Origin of the sequence: Hansschlegelia zhihuaiae (genome assembly GCF_004103825.1) — a bacterium.
Classification (GTDB): Bacteria; Pseudomonadota; Alphaproteobacteria; order Rhizobiales; family Methylopilaceae; genus Methylopila; species Methylopila zhihuaiae.
This window is the reverse complement of sequence record NZ_RYFI01000001.1, coordinates 110,276-124,947: the sequence shown is the minus strand read 5'-3', so window position 1 is coordinate 124,947 and position 14,672 is coordinate 110,276. Positions and strand designations below refer to the sequence as shown.

General features: G+C 71.0%; 17 protein-coding genes. 10 read left to right on the top strand and 7 right to left on the bottom strand.

Annotation, left to right across the window (positions count from 1 at the left end):
- Positions 1–69 precede the first annotated feature (69 nt).
- Together EK403_RS00575 and EK403_RS00570 are read right to left on the bottom strand one after the other, a co-directional pair.
- Entirely contained in the window at positions 70–303 is a 234-nt protein-coding gene (locus EK403_RS00575; RefSeq protein ID WP_245479428.1) for a hypothetical protein, read from the bottom strand.
- A gap of 115 nt (positions 304–418) precedes the next feature.
- The gene (locus EK403_RS00570; protein ID WP_128775568.1) at positions 419–1,978 is read right to left on the bottom strand and encodes a sensor histidine kinase; all 1,560 of its coding nucleotides are present in this window, start codon (positions 1,976–1,978) and stop codon (positions 419–421) included.
- Positions 1,979–2,086: 108 nt separating this feature from the next.
- Between EK403_RS00570 and EK403_RS00565 the strand changes: the two genes are divergently transcribed.
- The 5 genes from EK403_RS00565 to EK403_RS00545 all read left to right on the top strand — a co-directional run bounded on the left by EK403_RS00565 (position 2,087) and on the right by EK403_RS00545 (position 4,888).
- The gene (locus tag EK403_RS00565; protein WP_206659456.1) at positions 2,087–2,737 is read left to right on the top strand and encodes a uracil-DNA glycosylase family protein; all 651 of its coding nucleotides are present in this window, start codon (positions 2,087–2,089) and stop codon (positions 2,735–2,737) included.
- A 74-nt stretch (positions 2,738–2,811) separates the two neighbouring features.
- On the top strand, positions 2,812–3,339 hold the full coding sequence (locus EK403_RS00560; protein ID WP_164919443.1) for an EF-hand domain-containing protein: 528 nt from the start codon (positions 2,812–2,814) through the stop codon (positions 3,337–3,339).
- A gap of 40 nt (positions 3,340–3,379) precedes the next feature.
- A complete protein-coding gene (locus tag EK403_RS00555) occupies positions 3,380–4,012 on the top strand; it encodes a sigma-70 family RNA polymerase sigma factor (RefSeq protein WP_128775567.1) in 633 nt (210 codons plus the stop codon).
- 1 nt (position 4,013) lies between these two features.
- Positions 4,014–4,439 carry a hypothetical protein gene (locus tag EK403_RS00550; RefSeq protein WP_245479427.1) on the top strand — a complete coding sequence of 142 codons (426 nt, stop codon included), beginning with the start codon at positions 4,014–4,016 and terminating at the stop codon, positions 4,437–4,439.
- Between the two features lie 2 nt (positions 4,440–4,441).
- Complete coding sequence (locus tag EK403_RS00545; RefSeq protein WP_128775566.1) at positions 4,442–4,888, top strand: periplasmic heavy metal sensor; 447 nt, start codon at positions 4,442–4,444, stop codon at positions 4,886–4,888.
- Positions 4,889–4,897: 9 nt separating this feature from the next.
- On the opposite strand, the gene EK403_RS00540 is transcribed toward EK403_RS00545, so the two are convergent.
- Both EK403_RS00540 and EK403_RS00535 read right to left on the bottom strand, forming a co-directional pair.
- Positions 4,898–5,686, bottom strand: a complete 789-nt coding sequence (locus EK403_RS00540) for an ABC transporter substrate-binding protein (protein WP_128775565.1) — start codon at positions 5,684–5,686, stop codon at positions 4,898–4,900.
- A gap of 64 nt (positions 5,687–5,750) precedes the next feature.
- A complete protein-coding gene (locus tag EK403_RS00535; protein WP_128775564.1) occupies positions 5,751–6,374 on the bottom strand; it encodes an NTP transferase domain-containing protein in 624 nt (207 codons plus the stop codon).
- A gap of 66 nt (positions 6,375–6,440) precedes the next feature.
- Between EK403_RS00535 and EK403_RS00530 the strand changes: the two genes are divergently transcribed.
- Entirely contained in the window at positions 6,441–7,610 is a 1,170-nt protein-coding gene (locus tag EK403_RS00530; protein WP_128775563.1) for an Mrp/NBP35 family ATP-binding protein, read from the top strand.
- 165 nt (positions 7,611–7,775) lie between these two features.
- Positions 7,776–8,219 carry a histidine phosphatase family protein gene (locus EK403_RS00525; RefSeq protein ID WP_245479426.1) on the top strand — a complete coding sequence of 148 codons (444 nt, stop codon included), beginning with the start codon at positions 7,776–7,778 and terminating at the stop codon, positions 8,217–8,219.
- Between the two features lie 3 nt (positions 8,220–8,222).
- Here the strand turns inward: EK403_RS00525 and EK403_RS00520 are convergent, their stop codons facing one another.
- The gene (locus EK403_RS00520) at positions 8,223–9,116 is read right to left on the bottom strand and encodes a hypothetical protein (protein ID WP_128775561.1); all 894 of its coding nucleotides are present in this window, start codon (positions 9,114–9,116) and stop codon (positions 8,223–8,225) included.
- A 144-nt stretch (positions 9,117–9,260) separates the two neighbouring features.
- Positions 9,261–9,881, bottom strand: coding sequence for a DUF1134 domain-containing protein (locus EK403_RS00515; protein WP_128775560.1), 621 nt, complete (start codon positions 9,879–9,881; stop codon positions 9,261–9,263).
- A 164-nt stretch (positions 9,882–10,045) separates the two neighbouring features.
- On the opposite strand from EK403_RS00515, the gene EK403_RS00510 reads away from it, so the two are divergent.
- Entirely contained in the window at positions 10,046–10,513 is a 468-nt protein-coding gene (locus EK403_RS00510; protein WP_128775559.1) for a YHS domain-containing (seleno)protein, read from the top strand.
- A gap of 11 nt (positions 10,514–10,524) precedes the next feature.
- Here the strand turns inward: EK403_RS00510 and cysQ are convergent, their stop codons facing one another.
- Complete coding sequence (cysQ, locus tag EK403_RS00505) at positions 10,525–11,331, bottom strand: 3'(2'),5'-bisphosphate nucleotidase CysQ (protein WP_128775558.1); 807 nt, start codon at positions 11,329–11,331, stop codon at positions 10,525–10,527.
- 141 nt (positions 11,332–11,472) lie between these two features.
- Here cysQ and chpT point away from each other — a divergent pair, with 141 nt between their 5' ends.
- Together chpT and EK403_RS00495 are read left to right on the top strand one after the other, a co-directional pair.
- Positions 11,473–12,147, top strand: a complete 675-nt coding sequence (gene chpT / locus EK403_RS00500; RefSeq protein WP_128775557.1) for a histidine phosphotransferase ChpT — start codon at positions 11,473–11,475, stop codon at positions 12,145–12,147.
- A gap of 110 nt (positions 12,148–12,257) precedes the next feature.
- On the top strand, positions 12,258–14,672 hold a 2,415-nt coding region (locus EK403_RS00495; protein ID WP_245479425.1), incomplete at its 3' end, for a hybrid sensor histidine kinase/response regulator.

Sequence of the window (14,672 nt, the reverse complement as noted above, 5' to 3'; positions counted from 1 at the left end):
GGCGCCCTGCCATAGCGGGATGGCGACCTTCGCGGAGGCGGCGGTCTCGGGCCGGTCGACCGCCGGCGGCTAGATCCTGAGCTCGATCGGCCCGCGCGCCAGCCGCACCCGGCCGGCGGAGCCGGCGCATTCGCTCTCGGCGTAGCGCAGCGCGGCGTCCTGGCTTGCGAAGATGCCGCCGCCGAGGCCGTCGGTCGCGATGGCGAGCCACTGGCCGAGCCGGTTCTGGCCGACCACGAAAGCTGTTTTGAGCCGCGCGGAGCGGCGGGCCGAAGGGTGGGAGATGATTTGGAGATCGCTCATTGTCGCATCGGGGGTTCGACGGCGCGGGATGGTGCGCCGCGGCTCCGAGATACGAGGCGTCGCGTAAGCCTTCGATCGGCCGCAGCGGGCGCCGCCGTAAGGACAGCGTAAGCGCTCATCCCGTGCGCCTCAGCGCGGCCGCCGGAGCCTCGGCGCGGTCACGCGCGGGCGTCGCCTTCTCGGGCACCGGGGCGAGCGGGCTCATGACGCGGCTCGCCGGCAACGTCACGATCACCTCGGTGCCCTCGCGCAATTTCGACTTCAGCGAGAAGGTGCCGCCATGGAGGTCGATCAGTCCCTTGACGATCGGCAGCCCGAGCCCCGCGCCCTGCTCGGCGGTCTTGATCGCGAGGCTGCCCTGGCCGAACGAGGCGAGAACCAGCGGGATCTCCTCCTCGGGGATGCCGGGGCCGTTGTCGGCGACCGAGACATACTGGCCGCCCGACGCCGTCCAGCCGAGCTTGAGGCGGATCTCGCCGCCCTGCGGCGTGAACTTGATCGCGTTCGACAGCAGGTTCAGCACGATCTGGCGCATCGCCCGCTCGTCGGCCCAGACCGGCGGCAGGTTCGGCTCGACGGTCTCGCGGATCGCGATGCCGCGCTTCTTGGCGCGGAGCTTCAGCAAATGGTGGCAGTCTTCGACGATGGGGGGGAGCCGCAGGCTCTCCTCGTTGAGCTCGTAGCGGCCCGCCTCGATCCGCGAGAGGTCGAGGATCTCGTTGATCAGGTTGAGCAGGTGCTGGCCGGACTGATGGATGTCGCCGGCATATTCGCGGTAGGTCGGCGTGACGTGGGCGCCGAAGATCTCGGACTTCATCACCTCCGAGAACCCGAGGATCGCGTTCAGCGGCGTCCTGAGCTCGTGGCTCATGGTGGCGAGGAAGCGGGACTTGGCGAGGTTCGCCTCCTCGGCGCGGCGGCGCGCCTCGTCGGAATTCGCCTTGGCCTGTTCGAGTTCGCCGATCAAGGCGTCCTTCTCGGCGCGGAACTCGAGCGTCTCGAGCGCCGTGGCGTGCAGGCGCTGGGCGAGCATGAGGAAATAGATTTCCGCGCCCGCCGACATCGCCGCGACCGCGTTGGCGGCCGCGCCGCCCTTCAGGATGTAGACGAGGATGACGACGCCCGCGATCGGCAGCGTCGCGCCGCAGACGGCGATCGGCACGCTCGCGGCCAGCATCGTGGCGACCGCGACGCCGACCAGCATCACGAACAGCGACACGATCTCGGCGGCCTCGCCGGTCGAGGCGGAGCCCGCGAGCAGCACGACGATCGACGCCCAGGCGAAGCCGTTCAGGGTCTCGGCCGCCGCGAAGCGGAGCGTCCAGCCGTGGACCTGCTTGGGCTCCACGGCCGAGGCGATGAAGCGGCGCGCGAAGAACACGACCAGCGCATGCCCGGCCAGCACCGAGACCAGCCAGACCGCCGCGACCTCGATCGCGATCCAGATCGTCGAGACGCCGGCGATCACCGCCGCGAGCGTCAGCACGATCAGGACCGCCGAGAGCCTGTTCTGGGCGTAGATGCGGGCGAGCTCGAGCCCGAATTCCGGGCGCGGTCCGGAGGACGACGTCAAACTCTCGCGCGCGGCGCGGACCTTCTGGGTCACGAGCCGGCGACGGTCGGACGTCTCGTTCGTCCGGCGGTCGGAGCCGCGCTCCGCCGGGAGATCGACCATGTCCACGTCTGAAGAGCCTGTCCCGGGCGCCTGTTGCAGGCGTCGAACATGGCTCCGAAACGTTTAAGACCTCGCTGACGTGATCGATCGATTCCGGGAGGAATTCAGTTGGCGCAACCGGCCGACCAGGCGGAGCTCGACGCGCTGCTGCGCCGCGTGAGGGGATGCACGATCTGTCGCGACAGTCCGCTCGGACGGCCGCTGTCGCACGAGCCGCGTCCCGTTCTCAGGGCGCGGGCCAGCGCGCGGATCGCGATCTGCAGCCAGGCGCCGGGCGTGCGCGTCCATGCGAGCGGCACGCCCTTCACCGATCCCTCGGGCGTCAGGCTGAGGGCCTGGCTCGGCACGTCGGAGGAGGAATTCTACGACGAGAGCCGGATCGCGATCGTGCCCATGGGCTTCTGCTTTCCCGGTCAGACCGCGGACGGCTCCGATCGTCCGCCGCGCCGGGAATGCGCGCCCGCCTGGCGCGACCTGATCTTTACGCGGCTGCCGAACGTCGAGCTGCTGCTTGCGATCGGCCGACCGGCGCAGGTCTGGCACCTCGGAGGCGATGCAGGGGCGAACGCCACCGCGGCGGTGGCCGACTGGCAGCGGATCGTCGCGCGGCCGAGCCTGCCGAAGGTCGTGCCGCTGCCGCATCCGTCCTGGCGCAACAACGCGTGGCTTAAGCGCAATCCCTGGTTCGAGGCCGAAACGATCCCAGTTGTGAAGGCGATGGTGCGGCGCGCCCTGGCCGCGCGGCATGTCGAATCTTAATTGCCTGCGCAGGGCGCGTCCGCGCGGGTCGTGACATGCGCGTCGAACATTCGAACGCGACACAGGAGTTCTTGATGATCCGACATCTGGCAGCGGCCGCGGCCGTGGCGTTCGCGATCGGCGCGGGCGGCGCGGTCTTCGCTCCCGCGGCGGCGCAGGACGGCGCGGATCGTTCGGACAGAGGCTCCGCGGACCGTTCGGAGAGGAGGGAGAAGCGCGGAGATCGGCTCAAGCAGCGCTTCGATCGTCTCGACCGCAATAGGGACGGCGCGCTGGACGAGACCGAGGCGAAGCGGCCCATGACCCGCGTCTTCGAGCGGGCGGACAGAAACCGCGACGACGTCGTCGATTCCGACGAGGTCAAGGCGCTGAGCGAGAAGGCGTCGCGCCGCAACAGCGCGCGCGGCGGCCGGGTCGAGAAGCGCTTCCAGCGCGCCGACAGGGACCGTGACGGGCGGGTGACGCGCGACGAATTCCTGTCACGCACGCCGCCCTGGTTCCGGCGCGCCGACGAGGACCGCGACGGGCGGGTGACGCGCGAGGAGATCGACGCCTTTGCGGACAGGCCGCAACGCCGGCGTCGCGGCGGCGATCAGGAATGACTGGACGGGTGGGCTTTGCGGGGGGCGGAGGTGCCGGGTGATGGCTTCGGTCGGCGCGACTGTCCTGGCGTTCGACGGACGCCGCGTGGCTTCGGGTGAGGCGGAGCGGGCCGAAAGGCCTGAGGCGAACGAGGACGACGCGCTGATGGCGCGGGTCGCGGCCGGCGACCAGCGCGCCTTCTCGCGCCTCGTCGCTCGCCACGGCCCGCGCGCCCAGGCGCTGGCCCACCGTTTCACGGGCTCCGCGGCCGAGGCGGAAGACGTCGTTCAGGAGGCGTTCTGGCGCGTCTGGCGCTCGGCCGCCCGCTGGACGCCCGGCGGCGCGCGCTTCACGACCTGGCTGCACCGGATCGTGGTCAATCTGTGCGTGGATCGCGCTCGGCGGCGGCGCATCCGGGACTGGCTGCCCTTCGCCGACACGTTCGACCCTCCTTCGGAGGAGGCCGATCCGGAGCATGCGCTGGCCGACCGCGACGCCGTCGCGTGGGTGCGAGAGGACATCCTGGCGCTGCCGGCGCGTCAACGCGCCGCGCTGTTGCTGTCGGCGGACGGCGAGCGTTCGAACGCGGAAATCGCCAAAGTGCTCGAAACGACCGAGAAGGCGGTGGAATCAATGCTTGTGCGCGCCCGGCGGACGCTTCGCGCCCGGCTCGCGATGCGCGAGGAGACGTGAGATGGACGACGAGAGGCGGATCGAACAATTTTCGGAGCGGCTCGACGCATGGGGGCCGGAGCTTTCGCGCTGGCCGGCGGACGAGGCCGAGCAGGCGCGCGCGCTGATCGCGCGTTCGCCCGACGCGCGGGCTCGCCACGCTGATGCGCGGCGGCTCTCAGAACTCGTCGCCCAAGCCGCGCAGGCGGACGCGCCGAACGGCTTCGCATTCCGCGTGGTCGCGGAGGTGCAGTCGCGGCGCGCGGACCGGCTGTTCTGGCTGATGGGCTCTCCGGAGCGCTTCAGATGGGCGAGCGCGGGGCTCTGCGTCGTGGCGCTCGCGCTCGGCGTCGCGCTCGGCGCCGTCAGCCAGCCGGCCCAGGCGGACTCGGGCGACATCGATCTCGGCGCGATGTTCTCGCTCACGCTCGCGGACGGCGACCTCTGACGATGTCACGACGTCCGCACGGCGTCATCTACGCCCTGCTCGCTTTGTCCCTGGCGATCAATCTGATCGGCGCCGGCTACCTGGTCGGCTGGGGCTATTCCAAGAAGTGGGGCGGCGAGCGCCACCGGCAGCCGCGAACCGTCGAGAGCACGATCGACTTCGTGGCGAGCCGCTACCCGAAGTCCGTTGGCGAAGCCGTGCGCCAGAAGCTCGAGGCGCGGCGAAAGGAGATCGCGGTCGCGCTCGACGAAATGAAGGCCGCGCGCCGCGAGACCCGACAGGCGATCCGCGAGCAGCCGCTCGACAAGAACCGGATCGAGGCGGCCTTCGCCACCTCGCGCGAAAAGGTCGCCAACTTCCAGCGCCTCATCCAGACTGCGATCGTCGACGCGCTGCCTGACCTGCCCGAGTCCGAGCGCGGCAGCATCGACAAGGACGAGCCGGACTGACCCGGCCGATCAGTAGATGTCGTAGGGGAAGTATCGCGTCCTGATGGCCTCGTAGGTGCCGTCGGCGCGCAGCGTGGCGATGGCCTTGTCGAACATCGCCTTGAGCCCCGGGTCCGACTTCCGCAGCCCGATCCCGATCCCCTCTCCGAAATAGGTCGGGTCCGAGACGTCGCGCCCGACCATTTGGCAGCAGCGACCCAAAGGCGACTTCTCGAGCCAGTAGAGCAGCGCGGTCTTGTCCGCCAGGATCGCGTCGATGCGGCCCTCGGCCAGATCGAGCCGGGCCTCGTCGGCGGTCAGGTAAGGCCTGATCTTCGCGCCGGCGGGGGCGTATCTCGCGTCGAGATAGCGGGCGTTGGTCGAACCGAGCTTGACGCCGATCGTCTTGCCCTTCATCGCCTCGGGCTCGGTCGACATCTTGCCGTCGCGCTTGGCGGCGACGAACATCGAGAGCGTCTCGTAATATTTCGACGAGAAGGCGATGAACGCCTTGCGCTGCTCGGTGATCGAAAGCGACGAGAAGATGGCGTCATAGCGGCCCGCGATCAGCGCGGGGATCAGGCCTTCGAAGTCCTGCGTGACGAAGTCGCAACTCGCGTTCAGCTTGCGGCATGCGGCGCGCGCGATATCGATCTCGAAGCCCTGAAGCCGCCCCCTCTCGTCGAGATAGTTGAAGGGCGGATGGCTGCCCTCGGCCGCGATGCGGATCTGCGACCAGTCCTTCGCGACGGCCGGCGCGGCGCCGCCCCAGGACGCGGCCAGAAGTCCTGCGCAGAAGAAGAGGCCGCGAAGCGTCATCGAGAGAATCACAAGGTGAGCCGTCCGTCGGACGATCACACCGGGCGCTCGCCCGCGCAACGCGTCACCGGCCGCGGATCGCTTGTTCGATGCGCGCGACGTCCGCCGGTTCGTCGAGATCGGCGAAGGCGAGCGGATCGTGGAACGCGACCCGACCGGCCCCGAGCAGTTCGAGGGCGCGCTTCGGGGACGCGACGCCTTCCGCGACGAGCGTCCTCAGGCGCGAGACGGCGCCGAGCGGCCACAGCGCGTGCAGCGGCTCGACACCGCGCGCGCCTTCGGCGACGGCCGCGCCTTCGCCCGCGACCGCCGACAGGCGCGCCACGAGGTCGAGGGGCGGGCAGGGGGCATCGCCCGGCGCAGTCGCGAGATGCGTCGCGCGGGGGATCGTGGACGCCCACGCCAAGCCGCTCAGCACGCCGGCGAGCGGGCCCTCGGGGCCGTCCGGCGCATCCGCCAGGATCGGGAGCCCATAGGCCGAGAAGCGCGCCGGATCGCCATTGGCGGAGAGCGCGAGCGCGCCCACCTGAGGGGAGAAGCGCTCGAGCAGCCTGTCGAGGGCCGGCCGCCCGGCTATCGCGATCAGCGCCTTGTCGCCGCCGCCCATGCGGCTCGCCCGCCCGCCCATCAGGACGAGGCCCGCGACGGCGGACGGGCCGGAGGCCGGGAGAGGGAAGCCGGACGTCATGCAGTCATTTGACCGCGGGCGGCGGGAAGGTCCATAGGGCGCGCGACAGTTCAAGGAGCCAAGACCATGGCCGTGACGGAAGACGACGTGCGCCGCGCGCTTGGGGCGGTTCCGGCCCCCGACGACGCGCCGAGCCTCGCCCAGTCGCCCGCGCTTTCGAAGATCTCGGTGATGGGCGGCGGCCGAGTGATCTTCTCGATCGAGACGACGCCGGAGCAGGCCGGCGCGATCGAGCCGATCCGCCGCGCCGCCGAGGCCGCCGTGAAGGCGCTGCCCGGCGTCTCGGACGTGCTGGTCGCGCTGACGGCCGAGCGCGCGCCGGGATCGGCGCCTGCCCCGAAGCCGCAGCCTTCGCCGATGGCGGCGCGCGGCGCCCGTCCCGCCGCCCCGGGAGCCGCGGCGCCGGCCCGTCCCTCGCCGGGCCCACAGGGCGCAGGCGTGCCCGGCGTCCGCCACATCATCGCGGTCGCGTCCGGCAAGGGCGGCGTCGGCAAGTCGACGACCGCGGCCAATCTCGCGCTCGCGCTCAAGAAGCAGGGCCTGCGGGTCGGCCTGATGGACGCAGACGTCTACGGCCCCTCGGTCCCGACGCTGTTCGCGCTCAACGAGCGGCCGGAGGTCGAGGGCAAGCAGATGAAGCCGCTCGAGGCGCACGGCCTCAAGATCATGTCGATCGGCTTCCTGGTGGACGCCGGCACGGCGATGATCTGGCGCGGGCCGATGGTGATGTCGGCGCTGACCCAGATGCTGACCGAGGTCGCCTGGGGCGAGCTCGATGTGCTGGTCGTCGACATGCCGCCCGGCACCGGCGACGCGCAGCTCACCATGGCGCAGCGCGTGAAGCTCTCGGGCGCCGTCATCGTCTCGACCCCGCAGGACCTCGCGCTTGCCGACGCTCGGCGCGGCGTCGCGATGTTCCGCAAGGTCGACGTGCCGATCCTCGGGATCGTCGAGAACATGAGCTACTACTGCTGCCCGAACTGCGGCCATCGGGCCGATTTGTTCGGCCATGGCGGCGCAAGGGCCGAGGCGCAGGCGATGGGCGCGCCCTTCCTCGGCGAGATCCCGCTCGCGCTCGCCATCCGCGAGACCTCGGACGCCGGCTCCCCGATCGTCGCGCAGCAGCCGGACGGCGAGCACGCCAAAGCCTATGGCGCGATCGCGGAGGCGGTCTGGAAGCGGCTCTCCACCGGCGCGCCGGGCCGCGCCGCGCCGCGGATCGTGATCGAGCGGTAGGACGGCCCTCGTCTTGCGGTCGTCTCGGCCGGGCGACATGTCCGGCCGATGTGCGGTCCGGCTCGACTTATCTGTCTCCTCCTCGCGACGGCGGCGCCGGCGTCCGCACGCGCCGACGACGCCGCGCTATGGCGGGCGCTCGCCTCGGGCGGGCATGTCGCGCTGATGCGGCACGCCACGGCGCCCGGCGTCGGCGATCCGCCCGGCTTCCGGCTCGGGGACTGCTCGACCCAAAGGAACCTAAGCGCGGCCGGCCGCGAAGAGGCGCGCGCCGTCGGCGAGCGCTTCCGCCGGAACGGCGTGGCGGCGCGCAAGGTCGCGACAAGCCAATGGTGCCGCGCCCGCGACACCGCGGCCGAGATGGCGATCGGACCGGTGGTCGAGGAGCCGCGCGTCAATTCCTTCTTCGACGCCGGCGACCGCCAGGGCCCTGTCGCGGCGTCGCGTGAGGCCGTGCTTGAGGCGCTGACGCCGGGGCCGGTCACCGTCTTCGTGACCCATCAGGTCAACGTCACGGCGCTGACGGGCGCATATCCGGCGTCCGGCGAGATCGTGGTCGTGCGGAAGAAGGGCGAGGAACTTGAGGTCGTCGGAACGCTGAAGCCGTAGAGCTCAGGCGCCGGCGCGCTCGGCGACCCGGAGCGGTTCGGGCAGCGCCGCGGGCTCGCTCAGGCCGCGGCCGCGGGACGGCTCCTCTGTTTCGGCCGCCTCGACGATCGCGTCCGCCACCTCGTCGAGCCGCTTGCGCAGTTCCGCGAGCTCGGCCGCGGCGGGGAGGGGAGCCGTGACTGCGGCGGCCGGCTGCGGGCTCGCGGCGAGCGGCGGCTCGTCGGCGGAGCCGCCGAACGGCGTCTCCGCGCGAGGCAAATGGGGACGCGCCGCAGGCGACTTGCCGTCGGCCCTGGCCGACGACGTCTGGGCCTGCCTGGCCGCAGGCTGTTGTCCGGAGACCGCCGCCAGCCGGTCGCGGAGCGCGCGGATCTCGGCCTCCCGGGCGGACGACTCGACGCGCGCCTGCTCGGTCGCCCGGCGGGCGGCCGAGGCGTCCGGGCGGGCGGCCTGAAGGTCGCGCGCGGCGGCGTCGGCGGCGGCTCGCGCCTCCTTCAGCGCGTCATAGGCGGCGGCCGCCTCCTCGCCCGACTTGTCGCGTTCGCCGCGCATCCGGGCGCCTTCGGCCACCAGCAGGTCGATCTGCGATCTCAGGTCGGCGATGTCGGCGAGATGGCCGAGCTCGGTCGAGCGCGCGCGCGCCGATTCGACGCGGTCGCGGGTCGCGTCGCCCATCGTGCGCTCGGCCTTGCGCTCGACCTGGCGCATCGTCATGGCGTGCTCGGCGCGTAAGCGATCCTGCGCCGCGACGATCTCGCCGGCGGAGATCGGAAGCCGGTCGATGAGCCGCTTGGTGGTGAGCCTCACGGCGCGCCGCCAGAACACCGGAAGGAACAGCAGACCGGCCAGCGCGGCGAGCAGGGCCCCGAGTGAGGCGTAGAGAATCGGCTCGACCATTCAGGCTCGCTTGGCGCTTGTGCGCGGCTGGACTGACCCCTCGGACCGGATGTCCCGCGGGGCGAGGACGGCGCGCTCAGGATGGCACAGCCGCTGGGCCGCGCCAAGCAAGGCGGGGCGGCGGACGGGCCGCCCCGAGGTATCTCAGAACGGATTCCAGGTCGAGCGGTCGGTGAACTTCAGATAGCCGACATTGACGCCGAGCCGGGCGCCGAGCCCGGTGCGGATCGGCACCAGCACGACGTTGTAGTCCTTGAGCGCCGTCATGCCGACGCCGCCGACCAGATAGGCCGAGCCGTTGATCCCGACGAAGCGCGAGAACAGCGCCTCCGGCGAGTTCAGATTGTAGACCAGGATCATCGTGCGGGCGCCGTCGCCGCCGAAGTCGAAGCCGAGCGAAGGCCCCTGCCAGTAGACGTGGCGGTCGCCTTCGCCGCCGCGCGTGAACAGCTTGCCCTCGCCGTAGCGCAGGCCCCCGACGAAGGCGCCGGAGCCTTCCTCGCCGAGGATGTAGGCGTCGGGCTCGCCCCAGATCGAATTCGCCTTCTCGACGACGCTCGCGAGGCCGCGTGTGGTCGAGCCGAAGAACGAGTGCCCCCGTTCGACGATTTCGCCCGCCGAATAGGTGTTGCGGGGCGACCCGTAGTCGCCTTCCGAGTAGGCCGCGTTGGTGGCGCGCGGGCCGCCGTTCTGGGCGGCGGCCGCGGTCGGCAGCGCGAGCGCGGCGCCGATGGCGAGGCCCGCGACAAGCGTCTTCCAGTTCATCGCGTCGTCCTTTTTCTCGCGCGTGACGTGAGGCCTGCTCCGGCCGCAAATCGCGCAGATAGGAACAATTTGAGCGATCGACTTTACTGGAAGGTGAACGCGCCTTGATTAGACGAAGGAAGGCAGGCGAGCCGCGCGCAAGACGCGGTCGGGGGACGGCGGGAATGAGTCTGATCAATCTGGCCAAGGCCGCGGCCTTGAGCCTCGGCGTCGCGTTGTTCCCCTTCGCCGCCGATGCGCTGCCGGGTCTCACCGAACGCGTCGTCTCCGACCCGGCGACCGGCGTCGCGCTCTATGGCTATGACCCGGTCGCCTATTTCACCGAAGGCCGGCCGGTGCGCGGCCGCAGCGACGTCGAGACGGAGTGGAACGGCGCGGCCTGGCGCTTCGCGAGCGAGGCCAACCGCGCCGCCTTCCTCTCTGCGCCGGAGGTCTACGCTCCGCGCTTCGGCGGCTACGATCCCGCTGGCGTCGCGCGCGGGCTCGCGGTCGCCGGCCATCCTCTGCTGTTCCGCGTCGAGCGGGACCGGCTCTATCTGTTCCGCTCCCGCTCGGAGCGCGACGCCTTCGCGGGTCCTGGAGAAGCCGACGTCGCATGGCCCAAGGTCGCGGCCGAACTGGTCGTCAACTAACGTGCAACGGTTCAGCGCCGGCCCCAGGCTACGAAGGCGCCGTTCCTGAACCCCGTCTCCGACTTTCCATAGCCGAACTCCGATCCGTCCGGCTTCAGCACGACGCCGCCGGCCGCTGCGAGCACGGCGTGGCCGGCCGCGGTGTCCCACTCCATGGTCGGACCGAATCGCGGATAGACGTCGGCCTCGCCTTCGGCCACCAGGCAGAATTTGAGCGATGAACCGGCCGAGCGGCGGTTCGCCACCTTGAGCGAGGCAAGAAACTCCTCGGTCGCCGGATCGGCGTGGCTGCGGCTCGCGACGGCGCAGAGGCCGGCCTCCGGCGCCGGGCGCACGGCGATCGGCCGATAGGCGTCCTGCGCCGGCTCCGCCCTGAGGTCGGCCCGCGCAGTCTTCGCGCCGAGCCCTTCGGCGCCGAGCCAGATCGCGCCGAGCGCCGGCGCGAACACGCAGCCGAGCACCGGCCGGCCGCCGTCGACGAGCCCGACATTGACCGTGAACTCGCCGTTGCGGGCCAGGAATTCGCGGGTGCCGTCGAGCGGGTCGACCAGCAGGAAGGTCTCGGGCGCGGCCTCCGGCGTGCCGTCGCGGGAGGCGGCCTCCTCGGCGATGACGGGCATGTTCGGGAACAGCGCCGCAAGGCCGGAGATGAGAATCGCTTCGGCGCGTTCGTCGGCGTCTGTCACGGGGCTGCGGTCGTCCTTCGCGCGCGACGCGATCTCCGGTCCCTCATAGACGTCGAGAATCGCGCGGCCGGCCTCGACCGCGAGCGCGGCGAGCGCGGCGAGGAGCTTGGCGTCGCGGGCGGCGTCGTGCATGGAGCGTCTCCGGATGGGATCGGCGGCGCGACGGCGGCGCGCCTTGAGGCGACGGAGCGCAGCGTGTATCAGGCTGAGACGCTGCGGGCAGCCGGATTCTCATCCGCTGCGGCGCGACCCAAAGCCTCTCCGGGAGCCGCGATGTCAACCTCCGATGGGACGCCCCCGGGCGGCGTCATCACGCTCGATGGCCTCGATCTCGCCGCGCTGGTGGCGAGCCGTGTCTGCCACGACGTCATCAGTCCGGTCGGCGCCATCGTCAATGGCCTCGAGATCCTCGAGGACGAGAAGGACGAGGGCATGCGCGGCTTCGCCTTCGACCTGATCAAGAAGAGCGCGGCCCAGGCCTCGGCGCGGCTGCAGTTCTGCCGAATCGCTTTCGGCGCGGCGGGCTCGGCCGCGGCCCAGCTCGACCTCGGCGACGCCGAGCAGGTCGCCCGCGGCTTCGTCGAGGACCAGAAGACGAAGCTCGTCTGGGAGACGCCTCGCCAGCTGCTCGCCAAGAACAAGGTGAAGCTTCTTCTCAACCTCGTGCTGGTGGCCGCGACCACGATCCCGCGCGGCGGAGAGATCAGAGTGACGTCGGCCGGCGAGGGCGACGCCACAGAATTCGAGCTGACCACCACCGGCCCGAGCGCGCGGGTGCCCGCCAATGTGCTCGATTTGCTGGCCGGCCGCGCGCCTGAAGACCGTGTCGACGCCCACGTCATCCAGCCCTTCTATGCGGGGCTCGTGGCCCGCGCCGCGGGCATGTCGGTCACCATCGAGTCCGAGGTCGAGGGCGAAAAGGTCGTGACCCGGGCGAGGCCGGTTTAAGCCTCAGCTATAGCGATCGAGGCTGCCGATCGCTCAACCATCCGTTATGCATTTCACGGCACTATCACCCATGGCCGGCCGCGTGACGTCCGCGCCTGGGGGGACGTGCGTTGGACGACTTGCTGCGGGATTTTCTGACCGAGACCGCCGAGAATCTTGATCTCGTCGACGTCGAGCTCGTGCGTTTCGAGCAGGAGCCCGACAACGCCAAGATCCTCGGCAACATCTTCCGCCTCGTCCACACCGTGAAGGGGACCTGCGGGTTCCTCGGCCTGCCGCGCCTCGAGGCGCTGGCGCACGCCGCCGAGACGCTGATGGGCAAGTTCCGCTCCGGCGCGCTCGCGACGCCGGACGCCGTGACGCTGATCCTCGCCGCGATCGACCGGATCAAGGAGCTGCTCGCCGACCTCGAGCGCGCCGGGGTCGAGCCGGACGGCGACGACCAGGATCTCGTCTCCGAGCTCGAGCACGCCGCCGCGCAGGCGGAGGCCGCGCCCAAGGCGGAGCCGGCCGCGCCGCAGCTCAACGCTCTCGGCAGAGAACTGCGGCCCGGAGAGGTTTCGCTCGAAGAGCTCGAGCGCGCATTCCAGGAGACGCCCGGACCCGAGCTGCCGGCGCCGACGCCGAAGCTGGTCGCGGTCGCGCAGGCCCCCGCGTCCGGCGACGAGAAGGTCGAAGGCGGCGTCGCGGGCCAGACCATCCGCGTCGGGGTCGACACGCTCGATCGCCTGATGACGATGGTTTCCGAGCTGGTGCTGACCCGCAATCAGCTGATGGACATCGTCCGGCGCCAGGGCGAGAACGGCTTCGGCCTGCCGCTGCAGCGGCTCTCCCACGTCACCGCCGAGCTGCAGGAGGGCGTCATGAAGACGCGCATGCAGCCGATCGGCGCCGCATGGCGCGCGCTGCCGCGGCTCGTGCGCGACCTCGCCTCCGACCTCGGAAAGAAGATCGAGCTCGTGACCTCGGGCGCCGACGCCGAGCTCGACCGCCAGGTGCTCGACCTCATCAAGGACCCGCTGACCCATATGGTCCGCAACTGCGCGGACCACGGGCTCGAGACGCCGGCCGAGCGCGTCGCCGCCGGCAAGTCCGAGATCGGAACGATCCGGCTGTCCGCCTTCCATCAGGGCGGCTACGTGATCGTCGAGATCGCCGACGACGGGCGCGGCCTGAACATCGAGAAGATCAAGAAGAAGGCGATCTCCAACGGTCTCGCCAGCGCGGCCGAGATCGAGAAGATGCCCGAGGCGCAGATCCTGCGCTTCATCTTCGCGCCGGGATTCTCCACGGCCGAACAGGTCACGAGCGTGTCGGGCCGCGGCGTCGGCATGGACGTGGTGCGCTCGAACATCGAGCAGATCGGCGGTTCGATCGACCTCCGCTCGACGCCGGGCAAGGGCTCGGCGGTCGTCATCCGCATCCCGCTCACCCTCGCCATCATCCCGGCTCTGACCGTCAAGGCCGGCGCGGAAGTGTTCGCGATCCCGCAGCTCGCCGTCCTCGAGCTCGTCCATGCGCGCCCCGGCGGCGAGCACCGGATCGAGCGGATCGGCGACGCGGCGCTGCTTCGGCTGCGCGACCGGCTGCTGCCGCTGGTCAAACTCGGCAGCCTGCTGGGCGTCGACGAGCCCGCCGAGGACGACGCTTTCATCGTCGTGACCCAGGCCGGCGACGAAGCCTTCGGCATCGTGGTCGACGACGTGCTCCACACCGAGGAGATCGTGGTCAAGCCGATGGCGTCGCGGATGAAGGGCATCCCGCTGTTCGCCGGCACCACGATCCTCGGCGACGGTTCGGTGATCCTGATCCTCGACCCGAACGGCGTCGCCCAGGCGATCGGCCCGGCGGCCCGCCAGGACGCCCGGTTCTCGCAGGCCGCCTCGGCGCAGGACGCGGCCGAGACCGGTTCGGTCGTCCCGCTGCTGCTGTTCCGCGCCGGCGCCGAGGCGCCGAAGGCGGTGCCGCTCGCGCTCGTCACCCGCCTCGAGATGATCGACGTGCGGAAGGTCGAAGTCGCCGACGGCCGCATGCTCGCGCAGTATCGCGGCGGCCTGATGCCGCTGGTTCCGGCGGGCGTCGGCGTCTCGCTCAAGACCGAGGGCGACCAGCCGCTGCTGGTGTTCGTCGATGACGGCCGCTCGGTCGGCCTGATCGTCGACGAGATCCTCGACATCGTCGAGCAGCGGATCGAGATCGGCGTTTCGTCGATCGTCGAGGGCACGCTCGGGACCGCCGTGATCGCAGGCCGCGCGACCGAGATCGTCGACGTCGCCCACTACCTCACCCTCGCCTTCGACGACTGGCTGAGGCGCAAGGACCGGCCGGCCGACACCGGCGCCCAGCCGACCGTGATGCTGGTCGACGACAGCGCGTTCTTCCGCAACATGCTGACGCCGGTGCTGACCGCGGCGGGATACCGCGTCACGCCGGTCGATTCCGGCGCGGCCGCCCTCGACCTGATCCAGCGCGGCCGCCGCTACGACATCGTGGTCTCGGACATCGAGATGCCGGAGATGGACGGC

What these genes read in the sequence shown, in the direction of transcription:
- EK403_RS00545 (WP_128775566.1), top strand. Translation starts at nt 4,442, where the DNA reads ATGTCACGACGTCCGCACGGCGTCATCTACGCCCTGCTCGCTTTGTCC.
- EK403_RS00555 (WP_128775567.1), top strand. Translation starts at nt 3,380, where the DNA reads ATGGCTTCGGTCGGCGCGACTGTCCTGGCGTTCGACGGACGCCGCGTG.
- cysQ (WP_128775558.1), bottom strand. Translation starts at nt 11,331, where the DNA reads ATGCACGACGCCGCCCGCGACGCCAAGCTCCTCGCCGCGCTCGCCGCG.
- EK403_RS00515 (WP_128775560.1), bottom strand. Translation starts at nt 9,881, where the DNA reads ATGAACTGGAAGACGCTTGTCGCGGGCCTCGCCATCGGCGCCGCGCTC.
- chpT (WP_128775557.1), top strand. Translation starts at nt 11,473, where the DNA reads ATGTCAACCTCCGATGGGACGCCCCCGGGCGGCGTCATCACGCTCGAT.
- EK403_RS00535 (WP_128775564.1), bottom strand. Translation starts at nt 6,374, where the DNA reads ATGACGTCCGGCTTCCCTCTCCCGGCCTCCGGCCCGTCCGCCGTCGCG.
- EK403_RS00520 (WP_128775561.1), bottom strand. Translation starts at nt 9,116, where the DNA reads ATGGTCGAGCCGATTCTCTACGCCTCACTCGGGGCCCTGCTCGCCGCG.
- EK403_RS00540 (WP_128775565.1), bottom strand. Translation starts at nt 5,686, where the DNA reads ATGACGCTTCGCGGCCTCTTCTTCTGCGCAGGACTTCTGGCCGCGTCC.
- EK403_RS00510 (WP_128775559.1), top strand. Translation starts at nt 10,046, where the DNA reads ATGAGTCTGATCAATCTGGCCAAGGCCGCGGCCTTGAGCCTCGGCGTC.
- EK403_RS00575 (WP_245479428.1), bottom strand. Translation starts at nt 303, where the DNA reads ATGAGCGATCTCCAAATCATCTCCCACCCTTCGGCCCGCCGCTCCGCG.
- EK403_RS00570 (WP_128775568.1), bottom strand. Translation starts at nt 1,978, where the DNA reads ATGGTCGATCTCCCGGCGGAGCGCGGCTCCGACCGCCGGACGAACGAG.
- EK403_RS00550 (WP_245479427.1), top strand. Translation starts at nt 4,014, where the DNA reads ATGGACGACGAGAGGCGGATCGAACAATTTTCGGAGCGGCTCGACGCA.
- EK403_RS00560 (WP_164919443.1), top strand. Translation starts at nt 2,812, where the DNA reads ATGATCCGACATCTGGCAGCGGCCGCGGCCGTGGCGTTCGCGATCGGC.
- EK403_RS00525 (WP_245479426.1), top strand. Translation starts at nt 7,776, where the DNA reads ATGCGGCACGCCACGGCGCCCGGCGTCGGCGATCCGCCCGGCTTCCGG.
- EK403_RS00530 (WP_128775563.1), top strand. Translation starts at nt 6,441, where the DNA reads ATGGCCGTGACGGAAGACGACGTGCGCCGCGCGCTTGGGGCGGTTCCG.